We start from the raw sequence: 15,742 nt of genomic DNA, 5'->3' as shown, positions 1-15,742 counted from the left end.
ATGGATCATGAAGAGCGCCCTATAAAAAAACGGTTCTCGAAGACCGTGCCTCTAACCAGTGGAGGCGAAATGCTGGTTACTCAAGAGCCGAACTTACGCAATTTTTGGTACGCCGTTATGCCGATGGCTGAACTGGTGGATACCCCAAAGCCCTTCATGTTATTGGGACAAAAAATTGTGCTATGGCGCGATGAAAATGGCGAGCCTGCCGCACTTGAGGATCGTTGCTGTCACCGTTCAGCAAAACTTTCCCGCGGGACAGTCAAGAATGGTTGCGTGGTATGCCCCTATCATGCTTGGGAATTTGCTCCCTCTGGCGCCTGTGTTCATATGCCGCAGCTTAGCGAGCGCAAGGTGCCGGCAAACTATAAAGTGCAAGCATACCTGTGTCAGCAGCGTTATGGGTACGCTTGGGTCTGTTTAGGTGAGCCGGTTTACTCTATTCCTGATTTTCCTGAAGCAATAAATCCAGCATTTCGGCAAATCCACTGCTTTAATGAAACATGGAACACGTCCAGTCCACGAGTGATCGAGAATGAACTTGATATGGGACATTTCGCCGTGGTGCATAAAGGTACTATTGGCAATCCTGACGTGGCGTTACCGTTAACATACGAACTGAATGATACCAGCTCTACTTCTCTGCACTTATGTTCAGAAATCAGTGTGCGCACAGTTGGACAGCAACAAAAGAATACTCGTTCCAAAGTAGAGGTAACTTCAAGGGTGATGAATGTGAATTGGTTTGCTCCGTTTATAATCCGTTTACAGCTAACTTATCCAAGTGGTTTGCAACACGTTATCATCAATCATCCAACCCCAATTGATGACGGTCGTATTCAGGTCCTGCAATTCCACTTTAGGGATGATAAAGATTCAGATGTCTCTGTGGAGGAGCTAATTTCGTTTGAACGATGAATATTAGATGAAGATCGATATGCGCTCGAATCTACGGATCCTTACTTCCCATTGGATAGCAGCACGGAAGCGCATATGAGCACTGATAAAGCGGGCCTTTTATTTCGTAGCAAATTGAAGAAATTGCTTCGTGAGGCAAAACCCGGTCTGCACTATGCATTGGAGCAGACAATGCCTGCAGAAGCCTAAAGCCACCAACACTTGAAAGTCGCACAGACTTTCAAGACATCAACGGACAGTCGAATGCTACCCGTCTGCCAACAACGCCTGCTACAAATCAGCTGAACCCAGATATAAACAAGTGGCCATGACCCTGTTGCAACCAAAACGCGCTTTGTCGTCAGTAGGTAAAAGGGTTGCGCAGTCAACACATTGAGCCACTGTGTTGCGGCAAAAATCTGCCTTTTGAATCGATAGACTGGGATTTGCAGGCGGGTTGATGACGCCCGGGACTCTTGGATCGGCGAGACAGGCACTCTCGCATCGACTACAGTCGGGAGTGAGCTTAGGAGAAGCGACATAAAGACAAATAGACTCTGCCATCAAGCAACTTGACGACTTTGGCTTATCTTTTGAATCCACGCATGCCTGACAGGCAGACGTATAGGTCCGGCAAAAGACTTCTTTGGGAACCCCGCCGACGCTACTGGGCAGTAGCTCACTTGTCTGACAGGCGGCCGTACAGTCCTGGCAAATATTCGTAGATGCGATGCTAGCAATGCTCAATAGAAACAAAAGTGTGGCGGTTTTTATCATGCACGATTGTTTCTCAAAAACGAAACTAAAGTCAATGCTTGGGCCGCTAAAGACGGAAGAACGCAGCCATTGGCGCGCCACCATACTTCAATCTATTTCCTGCACAATGGACACAAATCTCCCGGCAAGGTTTGAATCCAATGAGTTAGACAGTCTGTGTGGAAGTCGTGCCCACAATCAAGGTGAGAAATCGCATTACCTGGTACGTAGTCATCTGTGCAAATTGTGCATGTTGTCTCCATGAAGGTACCCCGGCCTTTTATAACTTTTCCCATTAATTCAGTAAACTTTAGGGCACGCTGTTCGGCGGACAACAGCCAAACTGGCAAGGGCAGCCGTAGCATGACCGAATTCCATGTTGAATGAATACTTGCAGTTATAGAGGCGATCATCAAAGCGCTGCTAGCATAGCAAAAATAGCTGTAATATTCATTGGCACCTGTGAAATACGAAACGAGTCGCCCCAATGTCAGCGAAGTCATCAAAACGTTTGCATAGGGTCGCACACCGATAAATTTGTCATGAGTAAGCTCAAATTTGTTATGTATAACAAGCATTGCGAGCGCATTAAATAGTTCGATGCCCGTCCCTAAACTGTCAAAATTGTATAGCCACGATTTCTCCTCAATGGGCAACGGGCAAGTTTCGAGAGCTTGCTCGTTTGTAGAATGCGCATGGTTAATAAAAGACAGATTTAATGTCAGCAAAATAAGCATTAATCTCATTGGTTCTATTTAACGAATGTTAGCAGAATTACAATGGTAAAAAAGCGCCAATTGACAGGGTCAACCCCGAATGCATATTCGACACATGTCAAAATACAAATTTCTGCTTGGTTTTCTAATCGCCGTCAGCCTATCCGCAGGAGATCCTCCCCCTCATGAACAAAAGCGAGTGTTCATCGGAAACCTCTCAAAAAAGTGGATAGATTCCGAGATGATTAGTATTGTCGCCAACATTTTAGCAGGATTAGGCTTTAAGGCAGACAGCTTCGAATGCCGTTCTGCAGGGACGCTGTTCGCTCAAGTAAGCGGCGAGCAAGCAAGTTGGCTGGTAAGCTACCACAAACGAATTAATATGGTAGGCGGCTTTAATGGCTATCGTGAGCATGGTAGAGTCGAGCTCTTCACTGAGCCCCATTCAAAGAGTGGCTGGACCATTGAATATGCCAGGCCCAAAAAAATGGGGCATGCACCGAGTTTTTCGTCCATCCCGAACTCAGTAATGGCGCCACAATCCATTGAAGTCATAGGCTTCTTTCCATTAATGTATCCGAATCAAATCGCATATGCTCATCTACAAGGCATTTCCGTAACATACATAGACGGATCTCCCCACATCCAACTTACAAATGCCGAGTACCAAAATTTTCTATGGAATGCGCAGCGTTACCAACCTCGCCGAAATTATGCTGCGTGGTCATCTCCGGGATCTCACTCCGGCCCAGGGCCTTCAGCAGCGGGCGGGAACTTACCGCTTTTGCGATTATAAGGCAGGCTTGCCTACATAGGATAATAGACTTGAGTCGACACAACACCATTTAGATACGTATATTGGATGGGCAATTGTCAGACATAACATGTAACATTTCGTGATTGGGTACCATGTAAGTGGAACCAGGATTCTAGGAGCTCGTGCCATGCTGAAGCAAACTTGTTACATGTTATGTCTGAACCCGGCCTAGAATTGTTCATGGCGCGCAATGAATAGGTTTTTCACTAATGGAATTACTTTCCCTTGGCCTTCGGGAAAGTAGTAGTAGAATCGCGGCCAATTTTGGGTCTCTTGGTAGAACTCGCCAGATACCATGGCCTTCATTTCATTTTCAGGAATAAAACTTGAGTGAAAAACAACGTTGAAATAAAGGCCATCTTTAGAAAGATTCGCCAGTTTTTGTAAGACCCGCCGGGCAGCGTCGATACTTTGTTCCGTTGAGCTCATTTCATCGCCATCCATCTGGTCGTGATAAAATGAGACCTCTGCGTTTTTTAAATGAACGCTATCATAGGGGGCTCCTGGGAATTCTGTTTTCTCATAATCTCCAGCAATCACTTCGATTTTCAAGTTTTTGTGCCCTTGCTGCTGTGCGTACTCAGACAATCTAGCGGCTGCAAACTCCGCATAATCCGAAAATAAGTCATTTACATAGAAAGTCCCGTCATCATGTCCATGGCGTTTGATTAATCCATCTAAGGTATCAAATAAGACTTTGTACTGTGCCTGTCGGTCCAAATAATCGTAGCTTTCGGGCAACTCATGAACGTAGTTGAGCGCCTCGGTTGCCATGAGTTTCTTTAAAACCGTCATTTGTTGAGAACCTCTGGTATGGCCTTCAGCGCCATAGTTTCCTGCGCCTAATTCCAAGTGGGTCCAGGCGCTCAGAGTTGCTGAAAAAACGGCAATGCAAAAAAAAATACGCATCGATAGACGGTTACATGTTGCTCTGTTCATTATGTTTTTATAAGCGATTTTCCATTGAAAACAACTAAGGCTGTTGATGTCAACGCCGCCAACATATCGGTTTAGCAAATCCGAGCTGCCATTTCATCTCAAGACATGTGAACCGTGGCGATCGAATCAAAGAGTCTTTTCCTGAAATTGTCGATTTAATAAAAAGAAGGCTGCCTTGTACGAGCTCCAAAGTGACTGCCAGCCTGTTGGCAAATGTGGAAATCTGCACTTAAATGCATCTATGCATCAAGAATCTATCCAACTACCAGAAATTAAGCTGGTTGGCGTTTCAATTCGGACGAATAATGAGACAGAAATAGACCCTGCGACCGGTAAAATCCTCGGCTGTATTCAGCGCTATTTTCATGGAGCATTGGCGAATCAAATACAAAATCGCAAAAAACCAGGCACAACTTTCTGCGCTTATACCAATTACGAAAGCGATTATACGGGCGATTACACCTATTTTATTGGTGAAGAGGTAAGTGACTTTAGCTCAGCGCCAGTTGGTTTTGAAAAACTCACCATACCGGCACAGCTTTATGCAAAATTTACCAACGGACCCGGAGCTATGCCACAGGTGGTTCGAGAGCCATGGTTTGCTATTTGGAATATGTCTTCTAAGGAACTGGGTGGGGAACGGTCTTACCTGACAGATTTCGAAATCTACGATGAACGAGCCTCGGATCGTGAGAAAACCGTTTTAGATATTTATATCGGGTTAAAGAATTAATGAAACTTGTCACACTGAATATTTGGGGCGGCCACATTCGCCAGCCCCTGTTGGACTTCATAGAAATACACCAAGAAATCGATATTTTCTGTCTTCAGGAAGTTTATCACAATGCTGCCCATACAACATGCACACTCGATGGCTTCGAAGTCAGTTTGGATATATTTTCAGATATTGGGGCCCTTTTGCCGAATCATCAGGGTTATTTCAAGCCTGTTGTGAATAACTCCTACGGCATTGGCGTGTTTATCAGAAACTCAATTCGCGTTATTGATGAAGGCGAAGTCAAAATCCACGATAACCCAATTTATCCGGGCATGGGTCCGACACATCAGAGAAATTTGCAGTGGGTTCGCTTTCAAGAAAATAACCAGACTTATACAGTCTCGAATGTGCATGGCCTATGGAATGGCCAAGGTAAAACGGACACGCATGAGAGAATCACCCAGTCCAAGAACATTAAAGATTTCTTGAATACTTGCGATGGGCCTAAAATCCTATGTGGCGATTTTAACCTAAAGCCCGACACTGAAAGCTTGAAGATTCTTGAAGTCGGGATGACCAATCTGATTAAGACCCACAATATCACTTCTACAAGAACAAGTTTCTATCAAAAAAATGAGAAGTTTGCTGATTATGTTTTTGTGTCGCCAGAAATCAGCGTCAATCATTTTGAAGTCATGAAAGACGAAGTTTCTGACCATGCGTCATTGTTTTTAGACTTTGATTGTTGAGTCCACGTTTGAAAACATCGTTTTGTGGGTTGCTTTGGGCACAGTCGTTTATCTGCATCAGCAACATACTCAACGACAAATACCTTGACGACGCACCAATGCCTCAAAATGACGTCGGCTGTTTCACGCATTTGCCGACATATTGCACCGACAAACTATCATTCAATACTATTTTTAGCTCCCCCGTTTTTCGATTTTTTCCGCGAATATCAAAGCCTTTAAATGTGATTTCGCCAAACCCATGCTGGGTTAAGAGATGATGGAGTTCCTCAGGCTTAACAAATTTGCGCCAATCATGAGAGCCGAGAGTAAGTTCGCCAATAATATATTCTAGAAGCCAAATCATTTTCATTTTGGCAAAAAAAGTTCGATTAATCCCATCAAATAACAAAAAGCCATTGGGTTTTAACACCCGGAAGATTTCTGATATGACTTTTCTCACATCGGCTACATGCTCTAAAACATCCACGCCCATAACTATGTCAAATGAACTATCATCGAAGGGTAGGCTCTCTCCTATCCATGGACGATATTCAATTTCTAACGGCCTCAACTGGGCATGATTTTGGGCTGTCTTGATTAACGCGGACGAAGGGTCAGTGCCAACGACGACCGCTCCCTGCCGCGCTAAAAATTCGCTGCTAAAACCTGCGGCACAGTTTAAATCTAGGACTTTTAAACCTTTCCAGCTAGGCACAAATAGGTCAAAATATCGAAACCGATGGGCGTTTAGTTGCTGCCATTGAGCCAGTTTTTTCTCATCATCCCAGCGAAGTTCAGTTTCGCGATTGTGGCGCTTTAAATCTTTGAACATCGAAATATATTATCATAAAATAGAATGAATATTATATCTTAGCGGGTTCAGTTGCCAGATGGTCTCGATTTACTTGTCGAGCGACGGCCCCCAGATTCGTAGTTCGCATTGGAGTGAATTCGCCATTGTTCGCTGGTGTTCTAACATGTTAAAAATAAAGGCAAAATCTGAGATTCAGATTTCGTGGACGGTTGCCGAGATACGCCCGTTTTCGTTCCATCGGCTACAGTTAGGCTCCAAGGAAATGTTAGTAGGGTTCCATGTTGATAAAATTGTGGAACTTTGTTAACATAGGGTTATGAATGCCCAAGGTATGCTAGAAAAACTGCTCCGAAAGAACGACTTTATCACGCTTGATGAAGCACGGAACTTTGGCGTTAGCCCCATGATGCTCACTAGGATGGTCGCTAAAGAGGAACTTTTTCGGATCGACCGAGGCATCTATGCCCATGATATCGATTGGCTCACAGACCCTCTCAAAAAGTATCGCCCAGTCTGCGCCCTAAACCCAGACGCTGTAGTTTCAGGCATTTCTGCTCTCAGCTATTACAAGCTGACAGACCAAGAAGAGAGGCAAATATGCATTACGCTTCCTTTCAATAAGAAGCTGAAGGACCCGCGTTACCGCGTTACTCGCGCGCGCGGCCTCAATTACGTGCTTGGAATTACCGTGCATCGCTTTGGTAAACATGATGTCCGAATCTACGATATCGAAAAAACGGTGGTCGATGCATTCAAATATCAATCTGACGAAGTCGCCTATAAAGCTCTGAAGGGCTATCTTAAACGTAAAGACAAAAATGTATCTAAGCTTTGCGACTATGCTAGGAAGATGCGAAAGCCACTTGATAAAATTGTGACAGCTCTTATGGCGGATGAGTAAATATGAGCGTGAATATACCCAGCCTTAAGGCCAAATTGCTGAATATGGCCAAAGAAAAGAATGTCGAGCTTCAAGTGCTTCTCGATCGGTTTGGCGCGGAGCAGTTTTTAGCCAGACTCAGCCAATCTCCTGTCTCTCAGCAATTCATATTCAAGGGCGGCTCGCTATTGGTCTACCTCGTTGAGACCAGTCGTAAAACCCGTGACATTGACTTTTCGATTAAGCAGCTCAGCAATCGGACTGATGACCTGCTCAAAGTGATTCATGCAATTCTGGATATCCCATTGGATGACGGTGTCACATGGGGCAGGGCAGAGGCCGAAGTACTTAGCCATCCAGACTTGGAAGAGCCAGGTGCTCGGATAATTTGTCCGTTTCAACTAGGTCAGGTGCGCGGAAAAGTTCAAATGGATTTGGCGCTTGGCGACGTTGTAGATCCGGTAAAAATGACACTGCCGAGAATGCATTATAAAGGCATGCCGCTTATGGGCCAGGATTTCTCGATCCTGACTTATCCACCGGAATCGATTTTTGCGGAGAAGCTACACATTGCCTCGGCCAAAAAAGAAACCAACTCGCGTATGAAAGATTATTACGATTTGTTGAAGCTTAGCCAGAGTTTGGAGAGTCCGCAAAAGTTGAAGGCTGCTATCGAAGCGACATTTCAGAATCGAAAAACGGCAGTGCCCAAGGGCATATTCTTTGACGCAGCTCAGATTGAGGTGCTACAAATCCGTTGGGCTCATTTTCTGATAAGAGAAAAGCTGACGGATGCTCCCCGAGATATTGCTGAGGTGATTGAATCCCTGAACGATTTTTTGAAGAAATTACCATCTTGACAGCGTCATCATCTCTAAATGGAAACAGTGATTTCAAGGTTGTCCCGGGAACGACCTGCTCGATGTTCAGAGTGCATGTATTCTCATCACGACCTAAAAGCCGTACACAGCCCGCTTCATCATAAAACACGAGCGCGGCGGCTTCTAGTTCCATGGAGTCACGATCAAAGCACCTTTTGTGGAAAATCATATCTGGTCACACTAACCTCGAATACACACATGTATTTCTAATTGTTCCAACGTCAATGCATCGACTGTCTCTGTCATGACGCCTTGACCAGCTTTACTTGTTCGAAGCCAATAGCCAACTTCGAATTTCAGAACGTTCCAATAGATTTCGTGAAGCCAGGCCGATCGGAAACCCACTGTGCAACAGCCCGCAGGAGCAGTAAACAGGGGCAAATGAACCAACTCAAAGACTATTTTGTTAAAATAAGCCAGACATGAAACCTATTGCTCTTCAAATACTACTTTTGTTTTCATTAACAGCCTGTGCCGAACCAAGTTCAGCGGCGTGGCCACGTTTTGTTTCTCCTTCAGAAGCTGCCGCTTTGAACGAGACTGACGAGCTTGTCGATGTAGGGGGGCGTCAGAATGCATCTATACTGTCTCGGGAGCGGCAGTCCAACCGTGATCTTAGAGGCAGGGTCTGGTTGCCCTTGGTATCTTTGGGGGCCTGTGCAACGAGCAGCTGCTCAATATTCACGCGTTTGCAGCTATGATCGCGCCGGATATGGCCTCAGCGAATTAGGACCCAATCCTAGGACTGGAAAAGTCGTTGCGGAAGAATTGCAAACGCTCTTGCATGCGGCAGGGATCAAACCACCGTATTTACTGGTAGGACACTCCTTAGGAGGCATGTTTATTCGAGTATTTGAGGCGCTATATCCGAGTCAGGTTAAAGGTTTGATTCTGGTGGACTCTGTGCATGAAGAGCAACATAAACGGTTGCCGCGTTTTCCCGACCAATCACCGTCTCTCTGGCAACGTTTGGAGACTTTTTTCGCCAGGCATTTCGACTTCGTCAAAGACTGGGTGATAGAGAAGGACAAAACCAAATATCCTATTCCACCAGACTTCTCTGATGTTCAGCTTACATATGCTTTTGACTTGATGATGAGATCCAATATCGAGGAAGCGACAACAGCAGAAGGTAAGTCTGTAGACGGCAGCGCTGATGATTTAAAGAAAATGGACAGAAAACTCGGCAACAAACCTCTCATCGTGGTTAGTCAAGGCAAGCCGGACGGAGTTACAGCGGATATGGATGAGGAGTACGCGGCAAAAATCAAACAAATGAACAAAGTATGGCCCGAACTACAACTGGAATTGGTTCAGCTTTCTAGTAATAGCCGCCATCTCATTGCGAAAGAAAGTGGGCACATGATTCCGTTGTACCAACCGCAAATTATTGTCGATGCGATTAGAGATATGGTGCAAGATTACAGGAAGTCGCATCCGGTCACCGAATGTATTGCCGGCAAGCCGTCCGTTTGTCATTGACAGGGGTCGGATTGGCTGTTTTATTTTTCTTTAAATCCTTTCGACAATTCAGTCTCCAACTGCTCAATCGTGGGCAAGCTGGTTTTGATGTTTTCAGGTAGAGCCTCATATCGCGAAGCGTGTATTCTGCCAAGATTGCCTGTTTGGTTTAATGCTGATCAGGTTCTGGTACGCTCCGCAGCAAGGAACGATAAAATTAAATCCCTAAAAGCCTGATGCCTTGAGGGTTCATCTTGTAAGCTGGATCGTGGCAAAGAACGTCATAAGCCGGAGTTTGGCATTTTTTAACAATTACGTGCTGCGCGATTGCGATTATGTGGCTGACACCATTAATGATTACATAAAGAAGGGTGGCAGTAGCTCCATCTAGACCTGCTGATGCATGGTAGAGTGTATGGTCAGTGCCTATGCTATCGCTGGCTACGCCAGATGCTTTGCCTCGATCGCTGAGAACATCAGTTAAGGCTTGTTTCAATGGTGCCTCTGGTAATTTTCCTGCCCAAAAAGTTATCTGGAAAATAATTTCGGCAATCGGCCTAGTCGCCTGATAAAGTTGTTAACCATACATAATCCATTTGCCGTTTTCTTTGGTAAAAGTCGGCAACATGATATTTGCAGAAACCGGCGTGGAAATACTGTGTGAAAGGAGACAGACTAAAACGAGTTTCTTAAACATTGGTGCACCCGACATGATTCGAACATGTGACCCCCAGATTCGTAGTCTGATGCTCTATCCAGCTGAGCTACGGGTGCGCTTTCGTTAACGAAGGTTTGCTTTTCTCACGGAGCTGTTTTGCTGTCAACGGCCCTTGGGTGATATTGTTGATCCCATGATTAATAAAATTACACCTCATCTTTGGTTTGATAAAGAGGCGCGCCAGGCGGCAGAGCTTTATACAAGTGTATTTCCAGGCTCGCGGATTGTGAATGCGACCACTTTAAGCGGCACGCCATCAGGAGAGGTTGAAATCATAGATGTAGAGCTTTTCGGGCAGCATTTTACCTTGATGAGTGCTGGGCCCTTCTTTAAGTTTAACGAGTCGATTTCTTTTGTGGTGACCTGCGAAACTCAACAAGAAATTGATACTTATTGGGAAAAGCTCTCTGCCGTGCCTGAATCCGAGCAATGTGGGTGGTTGAAAGATAAGTTTGGCGTTTCTTGGCAGATTGTACCTACGATAATGAATGAAATGATGGCTTCGAAAGACCATGCGAAAATTGCGCGCGTCACGCAGGCGTTCTTGAAAATGAAAAAATTTGATATTGCTGAACTTAAAAAGGTTGCTGAGCAAAAGTAACGGAGTTACTCTATTTAGATGAAATTCCTAAAAATACTCGCAATTATCGTTGCTTTCTTAGTGGTTATATTTGTTGTGGTCGGCATGTTATTGCCAGCGCAGTGGGAAATCTCACAGTCCAAAGTGATGGCAGCTAGCCCGCTTAAGATATACCGCAAAGTGGCCAATTTGAAAAAATGGCAAGAATGGTCGCCTTGGAAAGATGTTGAATATGGCATGATTTCCACCTATTCAGGTCCTGAAGAGGGCGTTGGGGCTCAGTGGAACTGGGTCAGCAAGGACATGGGTAATGGCAATTTGCATATTACCAAGGCGGATGCTGCTGAAGGGATTGTATATCAGTTAATCATGGATATGAACGGCTCGACTTCAGGCTTGATTGGCGAATTTGTATTTCGTGAATTGAATGGTCAGACCGAAGTTACTTGGATTGATCGAGGTGAAGGCATTAACTTTTTCGAAAGATGGAAAGGGTTTTTGATCGGTTTGATGATGAAAAAGCAGATGGCTTATGGCTTAGAACAGCTTAATCTGCAGGTTTCAGTCGAAAACTAAGAGCGATTCAGCTTGAAAAATCGCTCTGCTTTGCCAGAGGATGCTCCGGCTTGAACGCCTGCTTGTTCAAACAGCGCCTGGAGTTCTGATTCCGCATGAGTCGGGTCCATGGTGGCGGGCAGTTCGCACTCAACTTCGTAGTCAATGCGACTGCCAAAGTCGGTGGCATCGAATTCCAAGTCCAAAGGCTGATTTAAAATATTGAAGGCTACATGGGTGCGGGTGTTTTTAAAACTGCCTACCCAAGCGATTGGCTGGGTTAGGTTTAGATTATTAATGCGGTTTAATAAGGACTGCCGGGTCTGTTTTGAGCTTTCTGATTCATTGGGCCAGGACCGTTTTAAAAGATTGAGAGGATGTTCTTGGCCTGTAAACAGAGCTTGTGCGTCAGCGTCTGCAAGCTTTTCTTCCCATTCATCATGAATGGACAGCGTGTCAGAAGGCTTCGCCATATTCTCGGGCTTGGCTTTGCAGGTGAAATAGAAATCTTCGTTTGATTGCCTCAATCTAAGAAAAATATGTTCGGCTTTTAAGCTGAGGCTTTGTGTGTCGAAGAAGTTGTTGGTTTGTTTCTCAATTCGAGTCGGAGCGGGCAAGCTAGATAGCATTTTTTGAAAAGCGCTGAGGTCTTCGAAGCGGTATTTGAGTTCAATTTCACGAATCATGGTGGTAGGAGGCTAGCATGAGTACACGCATTGAAACAGATAGCTTTGGTGAGATTGAAGTGCCTGCAAAAGCGTACTGGGGTGCACAGACCCAGCGAAGTTTGCGGAATTTTAAGATTGGCGATGAGCGGTTTCAACCGGAGTTTATCCGGGCTTATGCGTTGGTGAAGCAGGCGGCGGCTTATGTGAATGCTGAACTTAAAGAACTCTCGCCCGAAATTGCGCAGTTGATTCAAAAGGCAGCGGGGGAAGTTGCGGATGGTGTGTTGGATGACCAGTTTCCCTTGGCGGTATGGCAGACCGGCTCAGGCACACAAACAAATATGAACCTGAACGAAGTGATTTCTAATCGAGCAATTGAAGCTGCTGGCGGGGTTGTTGGCAGCAAAAAACCCGTTCACCCGAATGACCATGTTAATAAGAGTCAAAGCACCAATGATACTTTTCCAACCGCAATGCATGTGGCGGCTGTGTTAAGTCTGCACGAGCGCCTATTTCCAGCTCTCGAGCAGTTGGTTTCAACTTTGGATGCGAAGGCTCGTGAGTATAGCAATTTGGTTAAAATGGGACGCACGCATTTGCAGGACGCAACACCTATCACTTTAGGTCAGGAAATTAGTGGTTGGAGTAGCCAGCTAAAAGCTGCCAAAGAAGCGATTATTACGTTTAGCCCACAGATTTGCGAGTTAGCCGCAGGTGGGACTGCGGTTGGCACGGGGCTTAATGCGCATCCGGATTACGCGCATCAAATTGCTGAACGTTTAAAATTGGTCACTGGTTATGCATTTGTGACGGCGCCCAATAAGTTTGCGGCCTTAGCGGGTAACGATGCCTTGGTTTCGTTGTCGGGGCTTTTAGGAACGTTAGCTTGTGCGCTCATGAAGATTGCGAATGATGTGAGATGGATGGCTAGTGGCCCTCGGGGCGGGCTTGGAGAAATCAATATCCCTGAGAATGAACCGGGCTCTTCGATAATGCCTGGCAAAGTTAATCCGACACAGTCTGAAGCAATGACCATGATTTGCTGCCAAGTGATGGGCAATCATCAAGCGGTGATGATGGCGGGAAGTCAGGGAAATTTTGAACTGAACGTCTTTAAGCCGGTGATTATCTATAATGTTTTACAGTCGATTCGGTTACTCGCTGACGCTTGTCTTAGTTTCGATGAGAATTGTATGAGCGGGATGACCGCAAACTTGCCCCGTATTGAGGAGCTGAAAGGTCGCTCTCTGATGCTGGTAACGGCTCTGAACCCCTATATTGGTTACGACAATGCTGCGAAGGCTGCGAAGAAGGCACACGCTGAAGGAACCACTTTGAAAGAGGCCGTTTTGGCAATGAACTTGATGACGGCTGAAGAGTTTGATGAGCGTGTGAAGCCAGAAGAGATGGTTTAAGACGATATGGCAATCCAGCCCTTTGGAAGAGCTTCTTTATAGACCGATGTCTTCGAAATTTAGGAAAAAGAATTGATTCCGTGATCGATTTTCAAATATCGTTTTATCTGGAGAATACTAAAATATGATAAGACACCTTGGATTTCTATTAGTCCTGATCGCCTTTTCAACATCTTGTAGTAATAGTGAAAAAACCTGTACAGCCAACTCGGATTGCGACTCTGGGCAAATCTGTGATGCTGGAACAAAATCTTGCAGAGCATTGTCAGGTTCTGAATGCACTGCCGCGGCCAATTGCATAGGCGCAAGTAATAATTGCGTCGGATATGTTGCCGCTGGCACAGGCCCGGGCAAATGTCAGTGTGGAAGTACAGGCGCCATCTGCACCGGAACTGACAATGCTTGTGTATCCGGAACTTGCCAAGCTGGAAGGCTCGTATTCACTTCCGTTAAATCTTATTTGTCTGGAGCTGCTTACACGCCTGAAGGCACATCATTTGCAAGTGTGAGCGATGCCGACAAATTATGCCAAGATGCTGCCAATGGAGCAACACCTAATAAACTAAATGGCATCTGGATGGCAATGATTGCTAGCGATACTAGCAGTGCATATACCAGAATCCAATCTCGCATATTATATGATCATCCGGTCATTCTCAATACTCCAGCCGGTACCGCTACAAAGGTGTTTTCGGAAAGCCTATCGGCTCTTCTCACCGATCCTCCTCTCGTGGGTATTACGTTTACTGAAAACAAAACGCCAACGGGGCAATTCGCATGGACTGGAGCAGTTAATTTCAATGATGTGGCCTCTGGCTTAAATTGCGCTAACTGGTCAAGCAAAAGCGCCAATTTGAGTGTGAATATGTCAGACCCAGCCATGAGTCCGATTCCAGCTAACTGGTTTTCCAACGGAAGTGCTACCCAACTTTGCAGTTCCGCATCAGCTAACCTGTACTGCATTCAAGTTGATCAATAAACCCTGCTGGTTTTGCGATAAAAAAATCCGGGTTATCGAAACCTGGATTCCGCATTAGAGGCCAATATCCTCTGGAAAGCAGTGGTAGGCATTGCCGATATTGGTGATATCGGCGGTTTGAAACTGTTACCACCTGAGCCTTTGTGCGTGCCACCTTCGCCGCTCATGCCGGCTTGGTTGGTTTCTAACTGGACATAGTTAGCGCCTAAAGCATGGGCTTTATTTCTGGTGTCGTTCATCGCGCCTTCGGCTAGCTTTTTGTTGCTGGTCATGGTGCCGGTGAGCATATTTCCTTGGCTGCCGATGACTTGACCCAGGTGTTTGCAGCTTTGGGGAGCTGCGTTGCGGGTTAAGATGACGCGGTCTGCTCCAGATTTGAGGTGAGCGGTTTCGCTGAAAGAAGCGGTCCTGGCGATGAACTTGATGACCGCTGCAGAGTTTGACGAGCGGGTTAAGCCTGAGGATATGGTTTAAGGCTGCGTGTCCTGCAAGTTGTCAAAATGTAGGATTTATGCTTTTTTATCTTTTTATAAAGGGATAAAATGTTTAAAAATACGGCCTTGATTTACCTGCTTTTCATGTCTGGGTTTTCTTTGAGTGCTAATAACTCCACTCTGCCAAAGAGCCATGTTGGTGTTCGATTTCCTCCTGCCTACCTTCAGTTGTCTTCTGAAGTTCTAATGGCTCAATTGATTTATATTTTGCAGCATTTGCAGTTTAATTCTGCGCATTACAGTGTTGCTTCGTTATTACCAAGTGGTTTTGTTGTGTCATTTGATAGTCCTGATTTGGCAGCCCATCTAATGTCTCTGACGATTAATGTGCTTGCCCATCAGGGGGATGACCAGGTGCATGTGGCGAATACGGTATCTGCAGATAACCAAAATGATTTGATTTTTTTCCCTCTATATGAAGCGATACCGATTAATCCTCCAATTCAGCCTGTGGCGTTGGCTCCTAGTTTACGAGCTGCTGGAAAACCTTATTGCCGTAGTGTGGATGGCGAATTTGGTTCAATCGAACGTGAGATTGCTTCCGAATTTCCGGAGTTAAATGTCGTTGTTTCGCATCGGACCATTACTTTTAATCATGGTCCTAAGCAGTCGCAACAATTTTTTGATAGAGTTGCTGCGAGAATTGCCAAAACGAGTCCTGTGGCGGCGCGACTCTATTTGGAGAGAGTGAAATTGGTTCCTAAACCGCCGGTCTCTATTTAG

The 15,742-nt window shown here is 45.5% G+C and carries 19 protein-coding genes and 1 tRNA gene; 12 read left to right on the top strand and 8 right to left on the bottom strand.

Annotation, left to right across the window (positions count from 1 at the left end; translation table 11 throughout):
• Positions 1–918, top strand: a complete 918-nt coding sequence (locus tag V4534_02460; protein MES2503720.1) for a Rieske 2Fe-2S domain-containing protein — start codon at positions 1–3, stop codon at positions 916–918.
• A gap of 848 nt (positions 919–1,766) precedes the next feature.
• On the opposite strand, the gene V4534_02455 is transcribed toward V4534_02460, so the two are convergent.
• On the bottom strand, positions 1,767–2,399 hold the full coding sequence (locus tag V4534_02455) for an RING finger domain-containing protein (GenBank protein MES2503719.1): 633 nt from the start codon (positions 2,397–2,399) through the stop codon (positions 1,767–1,769).
• An 85-nt stretch (positions 2,400–2,484) separates the two neighbouring features.
• Here V4534_02455 and V4534_02450 point away from each other — a divergent pair, with 85 nt between their 5' ends.
• Positions 2,485–3,165 carry a hypothetical protein gene (locus V4534_02450; GenBank protein ID MES2503718.1) on the top strand — a complete coding sequence of 227 codons (681 nt, stop codon included), beginning with the start codon at positions 2,485–2,487 and terminating at the stop codon, positions 3,163–3,165.
• A 189-nt stretch (positions 3,166–3,354) separates the two neighbouring features.
• Here the strand turns inward: V4534_02450 and V4534_02445 are convergent, their stop codons facing one another.
• Positions 3,355–4,095: a hypothetical protein gene (locus tag V4534_02445; GenBank protein ID MES2503717.1), complete on the bottom strand. Its 741-nt coding sequence runs from the start codon at positions 4,093–4,095 to the stop codon at positions 3,355–3,357.
• 271 nt (positions 4,096–4,366) lie between these two features.
• On the opposite strand from V4534_02445, the gene V4534_02440 reads away from it, so the two are divergent.
• Together V4534_02440 and V4534_02435 are read left to right on the top strand one after the other, a co-directional pair.
• The gene (locus V4534_02440; GenBank protein MES2503716.1) at positions 4,367–4,858 is read left to right on the top strand and encodes a GyrI-like domain-containing protein; all 492 of its coding nucleotides are present in this window, start codon (positions 4,367–4,369) and stop codon (positions 4,856–4,858) included.
• Complete coding sequence (locus V4534_02435) at positions 4,858–5,592, top strand: endonuclease/exonuclease/phosphatase family protein (GenBank protein MES2503715.1); 735 nt, start codon at positions 4,858–4,860, stop codon at positions 5,590–5,592. Before V4534_02440 ends, V4534_02435 begins: the two co-directional genes overlap by 1 nt.
• Before the next feature lie 103 nt (positions 5,593–5,695).
• Here the strand turns inward: V4534_02435 and ubiG are convergent, their stop codons facing one another.
• Positions 5,696–6,406, bottom strand: a complete 711-nt coding sequence (ubiG, locus tag V4534_02430; GenBank protein MES2503714.1) for a bifunctional 2-polyprenyl-6-hydroxyphenol methylase/3-demethylubiquinol 3-O-methyltransferase UbiG — start codon at positions 6,404–6,406, stop codon at positions 5,696–5,698.
• A 298-nt stretch (positions 6,407–6,704) separates the two neighbouring features.
• Here ubiG and V4534_02425 point away from each other — a divergent pair, with 298 nt between their 5' ends.
• Both V4534_02425 and V4534_02420 read left to right on the top strand, forming a co-directional pair.
• Positions 6,705–7,289 (top strand): type IV toxin-antitoxin system AbiEi family antitoxin domain-containing protein, encoded by a 585-nt coding sequence (locus V4534_02425; GenBank protein MES2503713.1) that lies wholly within the window; start codon positions 6,705–6,707, stop codon positions 7,287–7,289.
• 2 nt (positions 7,290–7,291) lie between these two features.
• Entirely contained in the window at positions 7,292–8,128 is an 837-nt protein-coding gene (locus V4534_02420) for a nucleotidyl transferase AbiEii/AbiGii toxin family protein (GenBank protein ID MES2503712.1), read from the top strand.
• 201 nt (positions 8,129–8,329) lie between these two features.
• Here the strand turns inward: V4534_02420 and V4534_02415 are convergent, their stop codons facing one another.
• Positions 8,330–8,494: a hypothetical protein gene (locus V4534_02415; GenBank protein MES2503711.1), complete on the bottom strand. Its 165-nt coding sequence runs from the start codon at positions 8,492–8,494 to the stop codon at positions 8,330–8,332.
• 228 nt (positions 8,495–8,722) lie between these two features.
• Here V4534_02415 and V4534_02410 point away from each other — a divergent pair, with 228 nt between their 5' ends.
• Positions 8,723–9,631, top strand: coding sequence for an alpha/beta hydrolase (locus tag V4534_02410; protein MES2503710.1), 909 nt, complete (start codon positions 8,723–8,725; stop codon positions 9,629–9,631).
• A 196-nt stretch (positions 9,632–9,827) separates the two neighbouring features.
• Here the strand turns inward: V4534_02410 and V4534_02405 are convergent, their stop codons facing one another.
• Both V4534_02405 and V4534_02400 read right to left on the bottom strand, forming a co-directional pair.
• On the bottom strand, positions 9,828–10,106 hold the full coding sequence (locus V4534_02405) for a hypothetical protein (GenBank protein MES2503709.1): 279 nt from the start codon (positions 10,104–10,106) through the stop codon (positions 9,828–9,830).
• 201 nt (positions 10,107–10,307) lie between these two features.
• A tRNA-Arg gene (locus V4534_02400) sits at positions 10,308–10,384 on the bottom strand.
• Between the two features lie 77 nt (positions 10,385–10,461).
• Between V4534_02400 and V4534_02395 the strand changes: the two genes are divergently transcribed.
• Together V4534_02395 and V4534_02390 are read left to right on the top strand one after the other, a co-directional pair.
• On the top strand, positions 10,462–10,929 hold the full coding sequence (locus V4534_02395) for a VOC family protein (protein ID MES2503708.1): 468 nt from the start codon (positions 10,462–10,464) through the stop codon (positions 10,927–10,929).
• An 18-nt stretch (positions 10,930–10,947) separates the two neighbouring features.
• On the top strand, positions 10,948–11,484 hold the full coding sequence (locus V4534_02390; protein MES2503707.1) for an SRPBCC family protein: 537 nt from the start codon (positions 10,948–10,950) through the stop codon (positions 11,482–11,484).
• Here the strand turns inward: V4534_02390 and V4534_02385 are convergent.
• Positions 11,481–12,149, bottom strand: a complete 669-nt coding sequence (locus V4534_02385; GenBank protein MES2503706.1) for a CYTH domain-containing protein — start codon at positions 12,147–12,149, stop codon at positions 11,481–11,483. The genes V4534_02390 and V4534_02385 overlap by 4 nt on opposite strands.
• Before the next feature lie 17 nt (positions 12,150–12,166).
• Between V4534_02385 and fumC the strand changes: the two genes are divergently transcribed.
• On the top strand, positions 12,167–13,546 hold the full coding sequence (fumC, locus tag V4534_02380; GenBank protein MES2503705.1) for a class II fumarate hydratase: 1,380 nt from the start codon (positions 12,167–12,169) through the stop codon (positions 13,544–13,546).
• A gap of 505 nt (positions 13,547–14,051) precedes the next feature.
• Positions 14,052–14,525, top strand: coding sequence for a hypothetical protein (locus V4534_02375; protein ID MES2503704.1), 474 nt, complete (start codon positions 14,052–14,054; stop codon positions 14,523–14,525).
• A 32-nt stretch (positions 14,526–14,557) separates the two neighbouring features.
• Here V4534_02375 and V4534_02370 read toward each other — a convergent pair whose 3' ends face one another.
• On the bottom strand, positions 14,558–14,941 hold the full coding sequence (locus V4534_02370; GenBank protein ID MES2503703.1) for a DUF4156 domain-containing protein: 384 nt from the start codon (positions 14,939–14,941) through the stop codon (positions 14,558–14,560).
• Between the two features lie 126 nt (positions 14,942–15,067).
• Here V4534_02370 and V4534_02365 point away from each other — a divergent pair, with 126 nt between their 5' ends.
• On the top strand, positions 15,068–15,742 hold the full coding sequence (locus tag V4534_02365; protein MES2503702.1) for a hypothetical protein: 675 nt from the start codon (positions 15,068–15,070) through the stop codon (positions 15,740–15,742).

The organism is Myxococcota bacterium, assembly GCA_040387835.1.
GTDB lineage: Bacteria > Myxococcota > UBA727 > UBA727 > JABDBI01 > JAZKCZ01.
This window is presented reverse-complemented; position numbering and strand designations above follow the sequence as displayed.